Genomic DNA, 14,490 nt, shown 5'->3' with positions numbered 1-14,490 from the left:
TCAAACGCAGATCCCCCCAAGGGGATAAAAAAGTGTATCTGCTCATCAACTTTAGGAGATTTGCCGCCCAGCCGACAGGCAGCCGCTTATCCCTTAATCAAGGTCGGCGTAATGAAGATCACCAGCTCGCGTTTTTTCTGTTGTGCGCCACTTTGCCGGAACAAGCCCCCCAGCAGTGGCGCATCTCCCAATCCCGGCACCTTGTCCGCCGTCTTGCCGCTATGCCGTTGAAAAATACCGCCGAGCACCAGGGTTTCACCGCTTTTCACCGTGATCTGCGTCTTAATCTCCTGTTTATCGATGGTCAATGCCTCCCCCGCCCCGCGGCTGATGGCGCGCCCCGGCATATTTTGGCTGATGTGCAACGTCAGCGTGATGCGCCCGTCCGGCAACACTTTCGGCGTCACCTCCATGCCCAGCACCGCCTCTTTGAACTCAATCGCGGTCGCACCGCTGGCGCCGCTCGACACTTCATAAGGGATCTCCGTCCCCTGTTTGATGCTGGCGGTTTGCAGGTGCGCCGTCAGCAAACGCGGGCTGGCGATGATCTCCACCTGATTCTCCTGCTCCAGCGCCGTCAGCTCGAGGCTCAACAAACGCCCGCTGATGCGCGCCAAATGGAAACCGGCGCTCACCGCGCTGCGCTCCAACGGCAGATTAACGCCGAGATTGCCCGGCCGCAGCGGCCGCGTCGGTTTTTCGTCGGCCGCCAATCCCCAACGCACGCCAAGTTCACGCAGGCTTTCGCTGTTGATGGTCACGATATGCGCCGCCAGCTGCACCTGTGCCAGCGGCGCGTCCATTTCCGTCACCCTTTTTTTCAACTGCGCCAGGATTGGCGCCGTGTCGCGCAGTAACAGCGTATTGGTGCGCTTATCCGCCAGCACGCTGCCACGCTCGCTGAGCAAGGCGCCGCGTTGAGCATTGAGGCTTTCGGCAATCTCCGCCGCATCGCCGTTTTGTAACGTCAGGGTCAGGCTGTGCAAAGGCTGCCGCTGCGCCAGCGCTTCTCGCTGCTGTTTTTTTTCCTGCGCGTCCGGCTCCGGGGCGACCAGCATCACGCTCCCCTCCCGCGTCATCGTCAGTTTGCCCATACGCAGGGTCAGCGCCAGCGCCTGAGGCCAGGGCACATTCTCCAGCCGCAGCGTCAGATTGCCGCTTACGCCGGGCGCGACGATCAGGTTCATCTGCCGATAATCCGCCAGCGCCTGCAGGATGACCGTCACTGGCGCATCCTGGAACTCCAGGGAAACCTGCTGTTTATCCTGCGCCTGGACGATGCCGAGCGACAGACACCACAACGCCACGCCCAATCCAGCGAGTCCTTTCATGGTTTGCCATCCTTGTTGTTGTCCATCATGAGCGAGATATCGCCCTGGCTCGCCGGACAATCCGGTTCGGCCGCCAGCGCCGTTAACGTCAGGCTGCGCGCCCGCACCTGCGCCACCTGCCAACGCTCGTCCAGCACCCACTGCTGCGGCCGCAGGCGCAACCACTGCCCTGCCGGCGTCACCACCCAGCCATAGCGCAGCGGCGGTTGCCCGATGACGCCTTTCAGTCGCCAACCCGCCGGCGATGCCTCCTGATGGGCACAAACAGGCAGCGGAGGCGGCGCAAACGGATCGCGCGGTTCTGCACACAAGGCCCACGGCCATAGCAGCCACCACCAACGGCCCGGTCTTTTACTCATCGGCCTGCTCCTCGGCGGCATCCTGCAACACCAACCGCGCCGTCATGCCCTGCGGCGCCGTTTCCACGCTCAATTGTTCGAGACGCAAATCGGCGGGCAGCGCCTCCAACAGCGCCAACAAACCGGCATAATCAATGCGCAAACTCAGCGTTTGCCGCAGCGGTTTTTCCTGCCGCTGCCAGCGCAACAAGGCGCCCCCCGCTTGTTGCAGCACGTTCGCCAGATCGCCGGCGGTGGTCGGACCGATCGGCGTTGGCGGCATAGGGGCTTCCGGCGCCTCGTCCAGTTGGTGCTGTACCATGGAAATCTGTTGCAACAGGCGCTGTTGCCGCTCCGCCGCGTTTTCCCGCTGACGCCATTCGTCTTGCAGCAGCCAACCGCCGCCCAACAGCGCCAGCGTGCCGATGCCCAGCCCTTGCGCCACCAGCAATAGCCAGCCCGGCAAGTTCAGCCAAAAGCGCAGCCCGGATGACAAACGGCTATCCATCACGCCCCCACTGCGCCGCCAGATGAAAGGAATACAGACCGTCGTCCCGTTGCGTTACCTCAGCCAAACGCAGCCGTGGCAACGCAGGCATCCCCGCCAGCCGCCGTTCGAACTGCGTGATGGCCGCAGGAGAGCGGCTCAATCCACGCAGCCGCAGACCGTTCGTCGCATCGCTGTCCAGCGCCGTGAGCCACAGCGGTGGAGGAATGCTGAAGGACAATTGCTGAAGCAACTGCAAATAACGCCGGTTATGTTGGCCGTTGCGCGCCTGCCGTTCGGCGCGGGCGCTGTGCAGCGCTCGCTGCGCCCGCTCTTGCTGCTGCTGATGGGCGAGCAACGTCAAGGCCGCCAGCTCTTCACCCAGCATCGTTAGCCGCGCCTGCCGCTGCGCCTGTTGGTGACGCAGTTGGCTGGCAACCAGAAACAGCGCCAGCAGCAGTAGCATTACCTGCAACAGCAGCGCACCCAGCCAGAAACAGCCGCGCCGCCGATCGCGGCGCTGTCGCCAGGGCAGAAAGTTGACCTGATACATCAGCGATCCTCCTCACGCAGCGCCAGACCACCGGCCAATGCGAATGCCGCAGGATGCGCAGGCAACGGTGGGCGCAACTGCGTGAAGGCGCTGAGCGGCGACCAGGCAAGGCAACCGGCGGGCAAGGCACCTGCCAGCACGCTGCCGGCATAGACCGGCCGATCGTCGCCCGCCGGCATCTGGGCTTGCAGCGTCCGCAGCGCCTGCGCGTCATCGTCGCCCGGCGCCAGACCAAAGGCGAACGCGCCGTCAGCCGGCGCCACCCACAGCCATTCTCGTTCGAGACGGTGCATCAGCCCCGCAGCGGGCGGTACGCCTGCCGCCGTCGCCATCATCCGCAGCGCACAAGGGGTGATATCGACCGCTTGCGGATGCAGGCCAGCCTGACGCAAACAATGCAGCCACTGCTGCAGCTCCTGCCGCCGCGCGGCGGTCAGCAACAGCGCCGCCTCATCCGCCGGCGCGGTGCGATAGTCGAGCGCCAGCGTCTGGCCATCGAGCGGAAACTGCTTCAAACCGTGGCCACCGATATAGTCGCTGCGTTCCGGCTCGCGCAGCCGCGCGTCCGGCTGCGCCATGCGCTGCTGCAACACGCGCTGCGCCGGCAGAGCAATGCGTAAGGAAATATGTCGCGGCAGTTGAACGCGCCATTGCCGCAGCGCCCGGATCAGGAATTCGGAAGGTTCCAGGCAGCCATCGCGTAAAACCGCCTGCGGCAGCGCCTGCTGCCACCAGTGGCGCAACTGCCAGCCATTGCGGCGGCGTTGGGCCGCCACCGCGCGCACGCAGTCGATTTGTATATCCAGCCCCACCTGCCATGCTTGAGGGAACATGTTTCGCAAGCCTCCATAACATCAGATGATAAAAGAACATATCCATGTCGCAGGCTTGCCTTTATACTACCGCGCGGTTGTTTATAAACTGCCCAAATGACTTAGAAATGGGAAATCTCAGGTGAAGTTCGTAAAGTATTTACTAATCCTTGCAGTATGTTGCATCGTGCTGGGAGCAGCCTCGATTTTCGGCTTGTACAAATATGTCGAGCCGCAGCTGCCCGACGTCGCAACGCTGAAAGACGTACGGCTGCAGATACCGATGCAGGTTTACAGCGCCGATGGCGAACTGATCGCCCAATACGGTGAGAAGCGCCGCATTCCGCTGAAACTGGATCAAATTCCGCCGGTGATGGTGCACGCATTTATCGCCACCGAAGACAGCCGCTTCTATGATCACCATGGCGTCGATCCGGTCGGCATCTTCCGCGCCGCCTCAATCGCGCTGGTCTCCGGCCACGCTTCGCAGGGGGCCAGTACCATTACCCAACAGCTGGCGCGTAACTTCTTCTTAAGCCCGGAACGCACCCTGATGCGTAAAATCAAGGAAGCTTTCCTGGCGGTACGCATCGAGCAGATGCTCACCAAGGATGAAATCCTTGAGCTGTATCTGAACAAGATCTATCTGGGTTACCGCGCCTACGGCGTGGGCGCCGCCGCACAGGTCTATTTCGGCAAAGACGTCAGCCAGCTCACCCTGAGCGAGATGGCGACCATCGCCGGCCTGCCGAAAGCCCCGTCTACCTTCAACCCGCTCTATTCGCACGATCGCGCCGTTGCCCGCCGCAACGTGGTGCTGTCGCGCATGCTGGACGAGCATTACATCACGCAGGCGCAGTACGATCAGGCGCGCGCCGAAGATCTGGTCGCCAACTACCATGCGCCGGAAATCAGCTTCTCCGCGCCGTATCTCTCCGAGATGGTGCGTCAGGAGATGATCAAGCGCTACGGTGAAAACGCCTATACCGACGGTTACAAGGTTTACACCACCGTCACCAAACGGCTGCAGCTGGCGGCGCAGGAGTCGGTACGCAACAACGTGCTGGCCTATGACATGCGCCACGGCTACCGCGGCCCATCCAACGTGTTGTGGAAAGTCGGCGAAGCGGCCTGGGATCGCAAACAGATTGTCGACTCGCTGAAAAACTTGCCGAGCTACGGCCCACTGGCGCCGGCGGTCATCACCGCTGCTAACCCGCAGGAAGCGACGGCGATGCTGGCCGATGGCAGCAGCATTGCCCTGCCGATGGCCACCATGCGCTGGGCGCGGCCGTACCGTTCAGACACTCAGCAAGGCCCAACGCCGAAACGCGTCACTGACGTGGTGCAGACAGGTCAGCAGGTATGGGTGCGTAAAGTGAACGACGCCTGGTGGCTGTCGCAGGTGCCGGACGTCAACTCGGCGCTGGTCTCGATCAACCCGAACGACGGCGCGGTGAAAGCGCTGGTCGGCGGCTTCGACTTCAACCAGAGCAAGTTCAACCGCGTGACGCAGGCCCTGCGTCAGGTGGGGTCAAACATCAAACCGTTCCTGTACACCGCCGCGATGGATAAAGGCCTGACGCTGGCCACCATCCTGAACGATTTGCCGATCACCCGCTGGGATGCCGGCGCCGGCACCGACTGGCGGCCGAAGAACTCACCGCCGACCTACGACGGCCCGATTCGCCTGCGGCAGGGGCTGGGGCAATCGAAGAACGTGGTGATGGTGCGCGCAATGCGTGCGATGGGCGTCGACTACGCGGCGGAATATCTGCAGCGCTTCGGCTTCCCGGCACAGAACATCGTGCATACCGAATCGCTGGCGCTAGGTTCCGCCTCCTTCACCCCGATGCAGCTGGTACGCGGCTACGCGGTGCTGGCGAACGGCGGTTACCTGGTTGACCCGTACTTCATCACCAAGATTGAAGACGACAACGGCAATACGGTGTTCGAAGCTAAACCGAAAGTGGTGTGCAGCAGCTGCAACCTGCCGGTGATCTACGGCGACACCCACCGTTCGGCGGTGCTGTCCGACGACAACATCGAAAACGTCGCCACCTCGCAGGAAGGCAGCAACAGCACGGTGCCGATGCCGCAGCTGGAGCAGGTTACCCCGGCTCAGGTGCAGCAGGACGGTGACCAACAGTATGCGCCGCACGTGATCAGCACGCCGCTGGCCTTCCTGATCCACGACGCGCTGAACAGCAACATCTTCGGCGAACCGGGTTGGATGGGCACTGCCTGGCGTGCCGGGCGCGATCTGAAACGTCATGATATCGGCGGCAAAACCGGTACCACCAACAGTTCCAAAGACGCCTGGTTCTCCGGCTATGGCCCGGATACCGTGACGTCGGTGTGGATCGGTTTCGACGATCACCGCCGCGATCTGGGCCGTTCGACGGTATCCGGCGCTATCCCGGATCAGATTTCCGGCGGTGAAGGCGGAGCCAAGAGCGCCCAGCCGGCGTGGGACGACTTCATGAAGACCGCGCTGGAAGGCATTCCGGAGCAGAAAGTCACGCCGCCGCCAGGCATCATCAGCGTCACCATCGACAAAAGCAGCGGCAAGCTCTCCGGCGGTGGCGGCGGCAGCCGTTCCGAGTACTTTATCGAAGGGACGCAGCCGACGGACTACCCATCGCGCGATACCGGCACCACATTGACCGATCCGGGCGGTGAAAGCCACGAGCTGTTCTGATCGAAAAGGGCCAGAGAAATCTGGCCCTTTTTTTATTCGGCGCGAAGCGTATCAGCGCGACGCGCGCAAAAACGCCTCGGAGAGAAACAGCGCGCTGACGTTGCGCGCCTCACGGAAATCCGGTTCCGCCAGCAACGCCATCATGTTGGCGATCGGCCAGCGCACCTGCGGCAAGGGCTCCGGTTCATCCCCTTCCAGGCTCTGCGGGTAGAGATCGTGGGCCAGCACGATATTCATTTTGCTGGAAAAGTAGGATGGCGCCATCGTCAGCTTACTGAGAAAATCAAAGCGCTTCGCGCCGTATCCCACCTCTTCCATCAGCTCGCGGTTGGCCGCTTCCAGCACGCCCTCTCCGGGATCGATCAACCCTTTCGGGAAACCCAGCTCATAGGATTCAGTGCCCACCGCATATTCGCGGATCAGCAGCAGGTCATCGCCAATCACCGGCACGATCATCACCGCTTCGCGATCCGAAGGCCGCATGCGCTCATACACCCGCCGAACCCCGTTGCTGAATTCCAAATCGACCGACTCGACGTTGAACAAACGCGAACGCGCGACCGTTTCCACTTTCAGAATTTTAGGTTTTTGCAGGTGTTTATCCATGATTGCCTCAAAGAGGTTACCCAGGCGTGGACGGGGCAACCGAAATAATGATTGGCGTAACGCACGGCTCGTTGGCGCTCAAATGCTGACCAAATTCGATCCTGATCACATTGTGCGTTAAGGGCAAGCTCCGCCGCAACGAGCATGAACAGTAATTTACTTTCTTTTAACAAGCGTAGCCAGCGGCGGGCGATTTTCCGTACTGATTCAGCAAACAGCACGCATGAAAATAGGATAATGCCGATATCGACGGCAGAGGCCGGTTGCTAGTATCACGCAGGCAAGAATCAGTGATAAAATGGCCTTGCGTCATGAAGGAATGAGATCCAGAGCGAGAATCTGTTTGTTCCCTCATTAGTTCTGGGTGCCTCCTGGCGGTTTACTCCGTATAATATTCAGCTTTTCATCAGGTTGGCGAAATTCACGGGTGTGAGATGGGGATTGCATGAGCACAATAGTGTTGATATTGGCCTTAGTGCTTGTCTGCCTGATTGCCGCCGGCCTGTACCTGTGGTTCAAGGCCCGCAACCCGTCGGCGCTGGCGCACGCGTTGCCGTTTATCAAGCCTGCCCACCGCAAGCTGACCGATGAAGAGCGCGCCGCGGTCGAGTTCTACCTCAATCAGCAAAACAAGCTGAGCAACAAACTGTTGCCCGGCGGCGGCGCTACGCTGCCCGCAGCCAAACTGGCTCTCACCCCGCAAAGCGATAACGTTTATCCCGTCACGCACGCCATCACCCGCTACGGTCTGGCCAGCGACGATCCCAATAAATGGCGCTATTACCTCGATGCCGAAGAGGTGCATCTGCCGCCGTTTTGGGAACCCTACATCACCGCCGACAACCATGTGGAAGTGATCCGAACCCAGACGCTTCCGCTGGTGATTTCGCTCAACGGGCACTCGCTGAAAGATCATATTCACGACCGGCCGCAGCCGCCGGTGGTGACCGCCGCGCCGACCAAAAACGCTTCCATCCGCAAGGAAGAGAGCGAACATGTCGAGCTGGTGAACATTCGTAAGGAAACGCCGGAAGAGCATGCGCTGAACCGGCCGAACGGCATCCGTGAAGCCGTCATCATCTCCGCCGCGCTGCTGCTGCTGTTCTTCAGCCTGATCAGCCCGGTGCTGGTGATCCCGTGGATGATTTTCGTGGCGGTGCTGATGATCGCCTGGGGATGCTGGAACCTGTTCCGCCGTCCGGCGTCACGCGAGCTGAAAGAGATCCACTGCCTGCGCGGCACGCCGAAGCGCTGGGGCCTGTTCGGCGAATCCGGCCAGGGACAGATCAGCAACATTTCACTCGGCATCATCGATCTTATCTACCCGCCGCACTGGCAGCCGTACCTGACGCAAGACTTGGGCAAGACCACCGATGTGGACGTCTACCTCAATCGGCAGGTGGTGCGCCAGGGCCGTTTCCTCTCGCTGCATGACGAAGTGAAGAATTTTCCGCTGCAGCAGTGGGGCCGCAACGCGGTGCTGGTCGCCAGTTCGGCACTGGTACTGCTGTTGTTGCTGATCTATATCCCGCTCAATCTGCCGCTGACCCTCAGCATGGCCTGGCTGCAAGGCGCGCAAAAAGTGGAAGTGACCAGCGTACAGGCGCTGGAAGCTACGCCGCTGCGCATCGGCGACACCCTGAAGGTGCGCGGCAGCGGCATGTGCTATGTGCCGCCGCCGGCCAACGGTGGCGGCGCCGTCAATTTTGCGCCGTTCGATTGCTCCGGCATTTACTGGAACAACGCCGCCCCGCTGCCGCAGCCGGAATCAGAAGTCATAGACAAAGCGACGGCCCTGCTGGCCACGGTCAACAGCCAGCTGCATCCGAGCGGCACCGATCAGAAGATCAACCCGCAGCTGGCCAGCGCCATCGAGAAATCCGGCATGATCCTGTTGGATGACTTTTCTGATATCGTTTTGAAAACACAGGATTTATGCCAGGCAGAAAACGACTGTGTGCGGCTGAAAAACGCGCTGGTCAACCTGGGCAACGCCAAAAATTGGAGCGGCCTGGTGAAACGCGCCAGATCAGGCGCGCTGCAAGGCGTCAACGTCCTGCTGCGCCCGGTAAGCGCCGAGTCGCTGGAAAGCCTGACCAAAGTGGCCACGTCGTCGTTCATCTTCAATGAAACGCGTCTGGCCGCCGCGGCGCTCAACAGCCCGCCGCCGGGCGGTTTCCTGATCCGCAGCGATGAAGGTCGACAGTTGGTCAGCCATCCGCAATCCTCAGCGCCGCAGAGCGAATACAACGCTCTTGACCAGTGGAATGAGTTGCAGCGCCTTTCCACTCTGCTGCTGCATACCCCATTCCAGGCGCAGGGGGTGATCACCAGCCTCAGCGTCGATGCCAACGGCACCCGCCACGTGGCGTTGCACAGCGAACCGGACATGATCACCCTGTGGCGCTACCTCGGTACCAGCCTGCTGTTGCTGGCGGTGGTCGTCAGCCTGGGCTATAACGCCTGGCGGCTGGTACAGCGTCGGCGCATCAATCAGCACCGCGTCGCCGATATCCAGCGTTACTACGACAGCTGCTTCAATCCGCAGCTCAATCCGATGTCAATGCGGCCGATGGCCTGAACCTGACGCCGGGGGTCTCCGCCCTGTCATCTGCTTATGCTACGCTAACGCTATTATTCTCATCTGCGGACCGCCCGTCGGTCCGCCCATGGAGTTTTTATGGTTCCCGAGTTTGATTGGCCGCAGATCGATACCGTGCTGCTGGATATGGACGGCACCTTGCTGGATCTGGAGTTCGACAGCCACTTCTGGCTCAGCCTGGTGCCGCAAGCGCTGAGCGAAAGGCGCGCCATTCCGTTCGACGAAGCCCGTCATATCATTGAACGGGAATATCAGGCGGTGCAGCACACCATGAACTGGTATTGCTTCGATTACTGGAGCGAGCGGTTGGATCTGGACATCTACCGCATGACCAGCGAAATCGGTAGCCGCGCGCGGCTGCGCGAAGACACCGAGCCGTTTTTACGGGCGCTGCGCGACGCCGGTCTGCAAACCATTTTGCTGACCAACGCCCATCCTCACAGCCTGGCGGTGAAAATCGAGCATACCGGCCTCGATCGGCACCTTGATTTATTGTTTTCCACCCACACATTTGGTTATCCGAAAGAAGATCAGCGTCTGTGGCAGGCGGTGCAACAGCACACCGGGTTCAACCCACAGCGCACGCTGTTTGTCGATGACGGCGAGCCGATCCTCGACGCGGCGCGCACTTTCGGCATTCGTTACTGCCTGGGCGTGCAAAACCCGGACTCCAGCACGGCGGAAAAAAGCTTCCAGCGCCATCCGTCGATGCGCGACTACCGTCTGCTGATACCGGCGCTGGCCAAGGGGGAAGCATGAAGGAAAAAGCGACGCGCGACGACGCGGTCCGGCTGGATAAGTGGCTGTGGGCCGCACGCTTCTATAAGACTCGCGCGCTGGCGCGCGAAATGATCGACGGCGGCAAGGTGCATTACAACGGCCAGCGCGGCAAACCGAGCAAGATTGTCGAACTCAATGCCGAGCTTAAGCTGCGGCAGGGCAACGAAGAGCGTACGGTGATCGTGCTGGCGCTGACCAGCCAACGCCGCGGTGCCAACGAGGCGCAGCAAATGTATCAGGAAACCGAAGCCAGCATCGCCAACCGCGAAAAAATGGCGCTGGCGCGCAAGATGAACGCGTTGACCATGCCGCATCCGGACCGTCGTCCGGACAAAAAGGAGCGGCGCGACCTGATGAAATTTAAATTTGGTGAGCCGGAATAACCCCTCACCGTAATGAGAGAAGATTATGTCCAACCATGACCAATTGCACCGTTACCTGTTTGAAAACTACGCGGTGCGCGGCGAGCTGGTTACCGTCAGCGAAACCTATCAGCAGATCCTGAACAACCACGACTACCCGGCGCCGGTGCAAAAGCTACTGGGTGAACTGCTGGTCGCCACCAGTCTGTTGACCGCAACCCTGAAGTTCGACGGCGACATCACCGTGCAGCTGCAGGGCGACGGCCCGCTGAAGCTGGCCGTGATCAACGGCAACAACCGCCAGGAGATGCGTGGCGTTGCGCGCACCCAGGCGCCTATCGCCGACGACAGCACCCTGCATCAGATGATCGGCAACGGCGTCATGGTCATCACCATTTCCCCGACGGAAGGCGAGCGCTATCAGGGCGTGGTCGGCCTGGAAGGTGAAACCCTGGCAGAATGCCTGGAAGCCTACTTCCGCCAGTCCGAGCAGCTGCCAACCCGCCTGTTCATCCGCACCGGCGAAGTGGAAGGCAATGCCGCAGCAGCCGGTATGCTGCTGCAGGTGCTGCCGGCGCAGGACGGCAACCTCGATGATTTCGATCATCTGGTGCAACTGACCAACACGGTCAAAAGCGAAGAGCTGTTCGGCCTGCCGGCCAACGAAGTGTTGTACCGCCTGTACCATCAGGAAGAGGTCACCTTGTACGAACCGCAGGACGTGCAGTTCCGCTGCACCTGTTCGCGCCAGCGTTGCGCCGACGCGCTGATGACCCTGCCGACCGATGAAGTGGCGGACATGCTGGAGCAGGACGGCAACATCGACATGCACTGCGACTACTGCGGCAGCCACTATGTCTTTGACCCGGTTGATGTTGCCGCGTTGTATGCGGGTAACACCGGCGAAAGCGACCAGTTGCACTAAGTAACACCTTTTCGGCGGGCGCCCCCCGCGCCCGCCAACGCCCCCCGTTTGCACGTTTGCTTTTTTCCGTGTGCTATCTCTCAGATAAAAATAACCCCCAATAATATTTTTTTTTTTTTTTTTTTTTTTTTAGTTAAATTTTTATTTGATTGTTTTTTTTATAATAAAAAATTTATTTATAATATAAAAATAATAATAAATAATATAAGAAAAAAGAAAGAATAAATTTTGTATTTAAGATATTGTTAAAATATGATATAATAAGGTATTTTTATAAGTATATTAAGGGAGTTAAAAAAAAAAAACTTTGGGGGGGGGCCCCCCCGGCCCCCCCCCAACGCCCGCCGTTTGCACGTTTGCTTTTTTCCGTGTGCTATCTCTCAGATCGTAACGAAATACCGCCTAAAACGTTAAATATTTGATACCCATCGCGGTTACTCACCGTTAGATCCCTACAATTGCCGCCAGAAATTCTGTGACCAAGGAGTAGTAACATGCGCGTTAAAGGTATAACCCCTCAGGATCTGGCCGCTTACGGCATTCACGACGTTAGCGAAATCGTTCACAACCCGAGCTATGAACTGCTGTTTAAGGAAGAAACAGACCCATCTCTGGAAGGTTTTGAGCGTGGGGTAGTCACCAAGCTGGGTGCCGTCTCCGTCGATACCGGCATCTTCACCGGCCGTTCGCCGAAAGACAAATACATCGTCCGCGACGACATCACCCGCGATACCGTGTGGTGGGCCGATCAGGGCAAAGGCAAAAACGACAACAAACCTCTCAGCCCGGAAGTGTGGGCCGATCTGAAACACCTGGTCACCGAGCAGCTTTCCGGCAAACGTCTGTTCGTGGTGGATACCTTCTGCGGCGCCAACGCTGACTCGCGCCTGAAAGTGCGTTTTATCACCGAGGTGGCCTGGCAGGCGCACTTCGTGAAAAACATGTTCATCCGCCCGAGCGACGACGAGCTGGCTGACTTCGAGCCGGACTTCGTGGTGATGAACGGCGCCAAATGCACCAACCCGAACTGGCAGCAACAAGGCCTGAACTCGGAGAACTTCGTCGCCTTCAACCTGACCGAGCGCATGCAGCTGATCGGCGGCACCTGGTACGGCGGCGAAATGAAGAAAGGCATGTTCTCGATGATGAACTACCTGCTGCCGCTGAAAGGCATCGCTTCGATGCACTGCTCGGCCAACGTGGGCGAGAAAGGCGACGTGGCGGTGTTCTTCGGCCTGTCCGGTACCGGCAAGACCACCCTTTCCACCGATCCTAAGCGTCAGCTGATCGGCGATGACGAGCACGGCTGGGACGACGACGGCGTGTTTAACTTCGAAGGCGGCTGCTACGCCAAGACCATCAAGCTCTCTGAAGAAGCCGAGCCGGACATCTATCACGCCATCAAACGCGACGCGCTGCTGGAAAACGTCACCGTGCTGGCCGACGGCAGCATCGACTTCAACGACGGTTCGAAAACCGAGAACACCCGCGTTTCTTACCCGATCTACCATATCCAAAACATCGTCAAGCCGGTGTCCAAAGCGGGTCACGCCACCAAAGTGATCTTCCTGACCGCCGACGCCTTCGGCGTGTTGCCGCCGGTATCGCGTCTGACCGCCAACCAGACTCAGTATCACTTCCTGTCCGGTTTCACCGCCAAATTGGCCGGCACCGAACGCGGCGTAACCGAGCCAACGCCAACCTTCTCCGCCTGCTTCGGCGCTGCGTTCCTGTCACTGCACCCGACGCAGTACGCCGAAGTGTTGGTGAAACGCATGCAGGCCGCCGGCGCCCAGGCTTACCTGGTCAACACCGGCTGGAACGGCACCGGCAAACGCATCTCGATCAAAGATACACGCGGCATCATCGACGCCATCCTGAGCGGTGAAATCGACAAGGCGGAAACCGTTACCCTGCCAATCTTCGATCTGGCGATGCCGACCGCTCTGCCGGGCGTGAACCCAGAGATCCTCGATCCGCGCAATACCTACGCCAGCCTCGAGCAGTGGCAGGAAAAAGCGCAGGATCTGGCCGAGCGCTTCATCACCAACTTCGACAAATACACCGATACGCCTGCGGGCGCCGCGCTGGTTAGCGCCGGCCCGAAGCTGTAATTCGGTAGCGTTACCTCTTCAGCTAAGGCGCGGATCCCGCGCCTTTTTTTATTTTCATCGATTGCTTTTTAACCAGCAAGGCGAGAAAATAAGTCAATGCAATCATTGATAGCAAAGGAGGTTTAAATGGCGACTATCACCGTCAGAAATCTGGACGACGAAATCAAAGAGCTGCTGCGTATCTCAGCGGCGAAAAACGGCCATTCTATGGAAGAGGAAGCGCGCATGATCCTGAAACAGGCGCTGGTGAAAAAGCCGCCGCGCTATGGATTGGGTACCTGGATGCATCAGCACTTCGCCGAATTCGGCGGCGTTGAGCTGGAGATCCCACCGCGTGACGCCGTGCCGCCACGCATCGTCACCTTTGATGATGAAGATGACAACGCATGATCATTATCGACACCAACGTCATTTCAGAAACGCTGCGTCCCAGCCCGTACTACAACGTCATTAACTGGTTAAATGAAAAGGACAATGACGAGCTCTATCTCAGCGCCATTGTCCTCGCCGAACTGTTCAGCGGCGTCGCCTGCATGCCTGACGGCAAGCGCCAGCGGGATCTCAAGCTGAAATTGGCGGACGCCATTGAATTGAAGTTCGAGGGGCAGATATTGCCGTTTGATGGGCTGTGCGCGATGCAATACGCGGAATTGACGGCAAGGAATCGGCTGCTGGGTAAAGCGATGAGCGTGCCGGATACCCAAATCGCCGCCACCTGCCTGCATTACGGTGCCGCCCTGGCTACCCGCAATACCAAAGACTTCCTCCACTGCGGTATCGAATTAATCGATCCGTGGCAGGCGCCGACCGGCCGCCGGTTGCATGAGGATGCGGCGGAATACTACGTGATGAGCAGAAAGTCCTGACGGGGCCGCAGCG

Annotated in this window: 14 protein-coding genes; 8 read left to right on the top strand and 6 right to left on the bottom strand. The window is 59.5% G+C overall.

The window, feature by feature from the left end:
* Positions 1–86 precede the first annotated feature (86 nt).
* Genes hofQ through pilM form a run of 5 tightly spaced genes read right to left on the bottom strand, consistent with a single transcriptional unit; the run spans position 87 to position 3,542 of the window.
* Positions 87–1,331 carry a DNA uptake porin HofQ gene (gene hofQ, locus RE418_RS07760; protein ID WP_080287124.1) on the bottom strand — a complete coding sequence of 415 codons (1,245 nt, stop codon included), beginning with the start codon at positions 1,329–1,331 and terminating at the stop codon, positions 87–89.
* On the bottom strand, positions 1,328–1,690 hold the full coding sequence (locus RE418_RS07755; RefSeq protein ID WP_025304540.1) for a HofP DNA utilization family protein: 363 nt from the start codon (positions 1,688–1,690) through the stop codon (positions 1,328–1,330). Before RE418_RS07755 ends, hofQ begins: the two co-directional genes overlap by 4 nt.
* Positions 1,683–2,177, bottom strand: coding sequence for a hypothetical protein (locus RE418_RS07750; RefSeq protein ID WP_025304541.1), 495 nt, complete (start codon positions 2,175–2,177; stop codon positions 1,683–1,685). Before RE418_RS07750 ends, RE418_RS07755 begins: the two co-directional genes overlap by 8 nt.
* Positions 2,170–2,709: a PilN domain-containing protein gene (locus tag RE418_RS07745; RefSeq protein WP_025304542.1), complete on the bottom strand. Its 540-nt coding sequence runs from the start codon at positions 2,707–2,709 to the stop codon at positions 2,170–2,172. Before RE418_RS07745 ends, RE418_RS07750 begins: the two co-directional genes overlap by 8 nt.
* The gene (gene pilM, locus RE418_RS07740) at positions 2,709–3,542 is read right to left on the bottom strand and encodes a type IV pilus biogenesis protein PilM (RefSeq protein ID WP_025304543.1); all 834 of its coding nucleotides are present in this window, start codon (positions 3,540–3,542) and stop codon (positions 2,709–2,711) included. Before pilM ends, RE418_RS07745 begins: the two co-directional genes overlap by 1 nt.
* A gap of 121 nt (positions 3,543–3,663) precedes the next feature.
* On the opposite strand from pilM, the gene mrcA reads away from it, so the two are divergent.
* Positions 3,664–6,222, top strand: coding sequence for a peptidoglycan glycosyltransferase/peptidoglycan DD-transpeptidase MrcA (mrcA, locus tag RE418_RS07735; protein ID WP_025304544.1), 2,559 nt, complete (start codon positions 3,664–3,666; stop codon positions 6,220–6,222).
* 51 nt (positions 6,223–6,273) lie between these two features.
* On the opposite strand, the gene nudE is transcribed toward mrcA, so the two are convergent.
* Positions 6,274–6,828: an ADP compounds hydrolase NudE gene (gene nudE / locus RE418_RS07730; protein WP_015379304.1), complete on the bottom strand. Its 555-nt coding sequence runs from the start codon at positions 6,826–6,828 to the stop codon at positions 6,274–6,276.
* A gap of 445 nt (positions 6,829–7,273) precedes the next feature.
* On the opposite strand from nudE, the gene RE418_RS07725 reads away from it, so the two are divergent.
* From RE418_RS07725 to RE418_RS07695, 7 genes are all read left to right on the top strand, one after another.
* Entirely contained in the window at positions 7,274–9,409 is a 2,136-nt protein-coding gene (locus RE418_RS07725; protein WP_025304545.1) for an intracellular growth attenuator family protein, read from the top strand.
* A gap of 99 nt (positions 9,410–9,508) precedes the next feature.
* The gene (gene yrfG, locus RE418_RS07720) at positions 9,509–10,189 is read left to right on the top strand and encodes a GMP/IMP nucleotidase (RefSeq protein ID WP_089181417.1); all 681 of its coding nucleotides are present in this window, start codon (positions 9,509–9,511) and stop codon (positions 10,187–10,189) included.
* The gene (hslR, locus tag RE418_RS07715; protein WP_025304547.1) at positions 10,186–10,593 is read left to right on the top strand and encodes a ribosome-associated heat shock protein Hsp15; all 408 of its coding nucleotides are present in this window, start codon (positions 10,186–10,188) and stop codon (positions 10,591–10,593) included. Before yrfG ends, hslR begins: the two co-directional genes overlap by 4 nt.
* A 25-nt stretch (positions 10,594–10,618) precedes the next feature.
* A complete protein-coding gene (gene hslO, locus RE418_RS07710) occupies positions 10,619–11,497 on the top strand; it encodes an Hsp33 family molecular chaperone HslO (protein WP_025304548.1) in 879 nt (292 codons plus the stop codon).
* A 494-nt stretch (positions 11,498–11,991) separates the two neighbouring features.
* Complete coding sequence (gene pckA, locus RE418_RS07705; RefSeq protein WP_043138920.1) at positions 11,992–13,611, top strand: phosphoenolpyruvate carboxykinase (ATP); 1,620 nt, start codon at positions 11,992–11,994, stop codon at positions 13,609–13,611.
* Between the two features lie 126 nt (positions 13,612–13,737).
* The gene (locus RE418_RS07700) at positions 13,738–14,001 is read left to right on the top strand and encodes a FitA-like ribbon-helix-helix domain-containing protein (RefSeq protein WP_004930730.1); all 264 of its coding nucleotides are present in this window, start codon (positions 13,738–13,740) and stop codon (positions 13,999–14,001) included.
* The gene (locus tag RE418_RS07695) at positions 13,998–14,477 is read left to right on the top strand and encodes a type II toxin-antitoxin system VapC family toxin (protein ID WP_016930378.1); all 480 of its coding nucleotides are present in this window, start codon (positions 13,998–14,000) and stop codon (positions 14,475–14,477) included. Before RE418_RS07700 ends, RE418_RS07695 begins: the two co-directional genes overlap by 4 nt.
* The last annotated feature ends 13 nt before the right edge of the window (positions 14,478–14,490 follow it).

The sequence above is a fragment of the Serratia sp. szju genome (assembly GCF_044594185.1).
Taxonomy (GTDB): domain Bacteria; phylum Pseudomonadota; class Gammaproteobacteria; order Enterobacterales; family Enterobacteriaceae; genus Serratia; species Serratia bockelmannii.
The sequence above is the reverse complement of the archived record's forward strand: the minus strand, read 5'-3'. Positions and strand labels throughout refer to the sequence as shown.

What these genes read in the sequence shown, in the direction of transcription:
- hofQ (WP_080287124.1), bottom strand. Translation starts at nt 1,331, where the DNA reads ATGAAAGGACTCGCTGGATTGGGCGTGGCGTTGTGGTGTCTGTCGCTC.
- RE418_RS07755 (WP_025304540.1), bottom strand. Translation starts at nt 1,690, where the DNA reads ATGAGTAAAAGACCGGGCCGTTGGTGGTGGCTGCTATGGCCGTGGGCC.
- RE418_RS07750 (WP_025304541.1), bottom strand. Translation starts at nt 2,177, where the DNA reads ATGGATAGCCGTTTGTCATCCGGGCTGCGCTTTTGGCTGAACTTGCCG.
- RE418_RS07745 (WP_025304542.1), bottom strand. Translation starts at nt 2,709, where the DNA reads ATGTATCAGGTCAACTTTCTGCCCTGGCGACAGCGCCGCGATCGGCGG.
- pilM (WP_025304543.1), bottom strand. Translation starts at nt 3,542, where the DNA reads ATGTTCCCTCAAGCATGGCAGGTGGGGCTGGATATACAAATCGACTGC.
- nudE (WP_015379304.1), bottom strand. Translation starts at nt 6,828, where the DNA reads ATGGATAAACACCTGCAAAAACCTAAAATTCTGAAAGTGGAAACGGTC.
- RE418_RS07725 (WP_025304545.1), top strand. Translation starts at nt 7,274, where the DNA reads ATGAGCACAATAGTGTTGATATTGGCCTTAGTGCTTGTCTGCCTGATT.
- yrfG (WP_089181417.1), top strand. Translation starts at nt 9,509, where the DNA reads ATGGTTCCCGAGTTTGATTGGCCGCAGATCGATACCGTGCTGCTGGAT.
- hslR (WP_025304547.1), top strand. Translation starts at nt 10,186, where the DNA reads ATGAAGGAAAAAGCGACGCGCGACGACGCGGTCCGGCTGGATAAGTGG.
- hslO (WP_025304548.1), top strand. Translation starts at nt 10,619, where the DNA reads ATGTCCAACCATGACCAATTGCACCGTTACCTGTTTGAAAACTACGCG.
- pckA (WP_043138920.1), top strand. Translation starts at nt 11,992, where the DNA reads ATGCGCGTTAAAGGTATAACCCCTCAGGATCTGGCCGCTTACGGCATT.
- RE418_RS07700 (WP_004930730.1), top strand. Translation starts at nt 13,738, where the DNA reads ATGGCGACTATCACCGTCAGAAATCTGGACGACGAAATCAAAGAGCTG.
- RE418_RS07695 (WP_016930378.1), top strand. Translation starts at nt 13,998, where the DNA reads ATGATCATTATCGACACCAACGTCATTTCAGAAACGCTGCGTCCCAGC.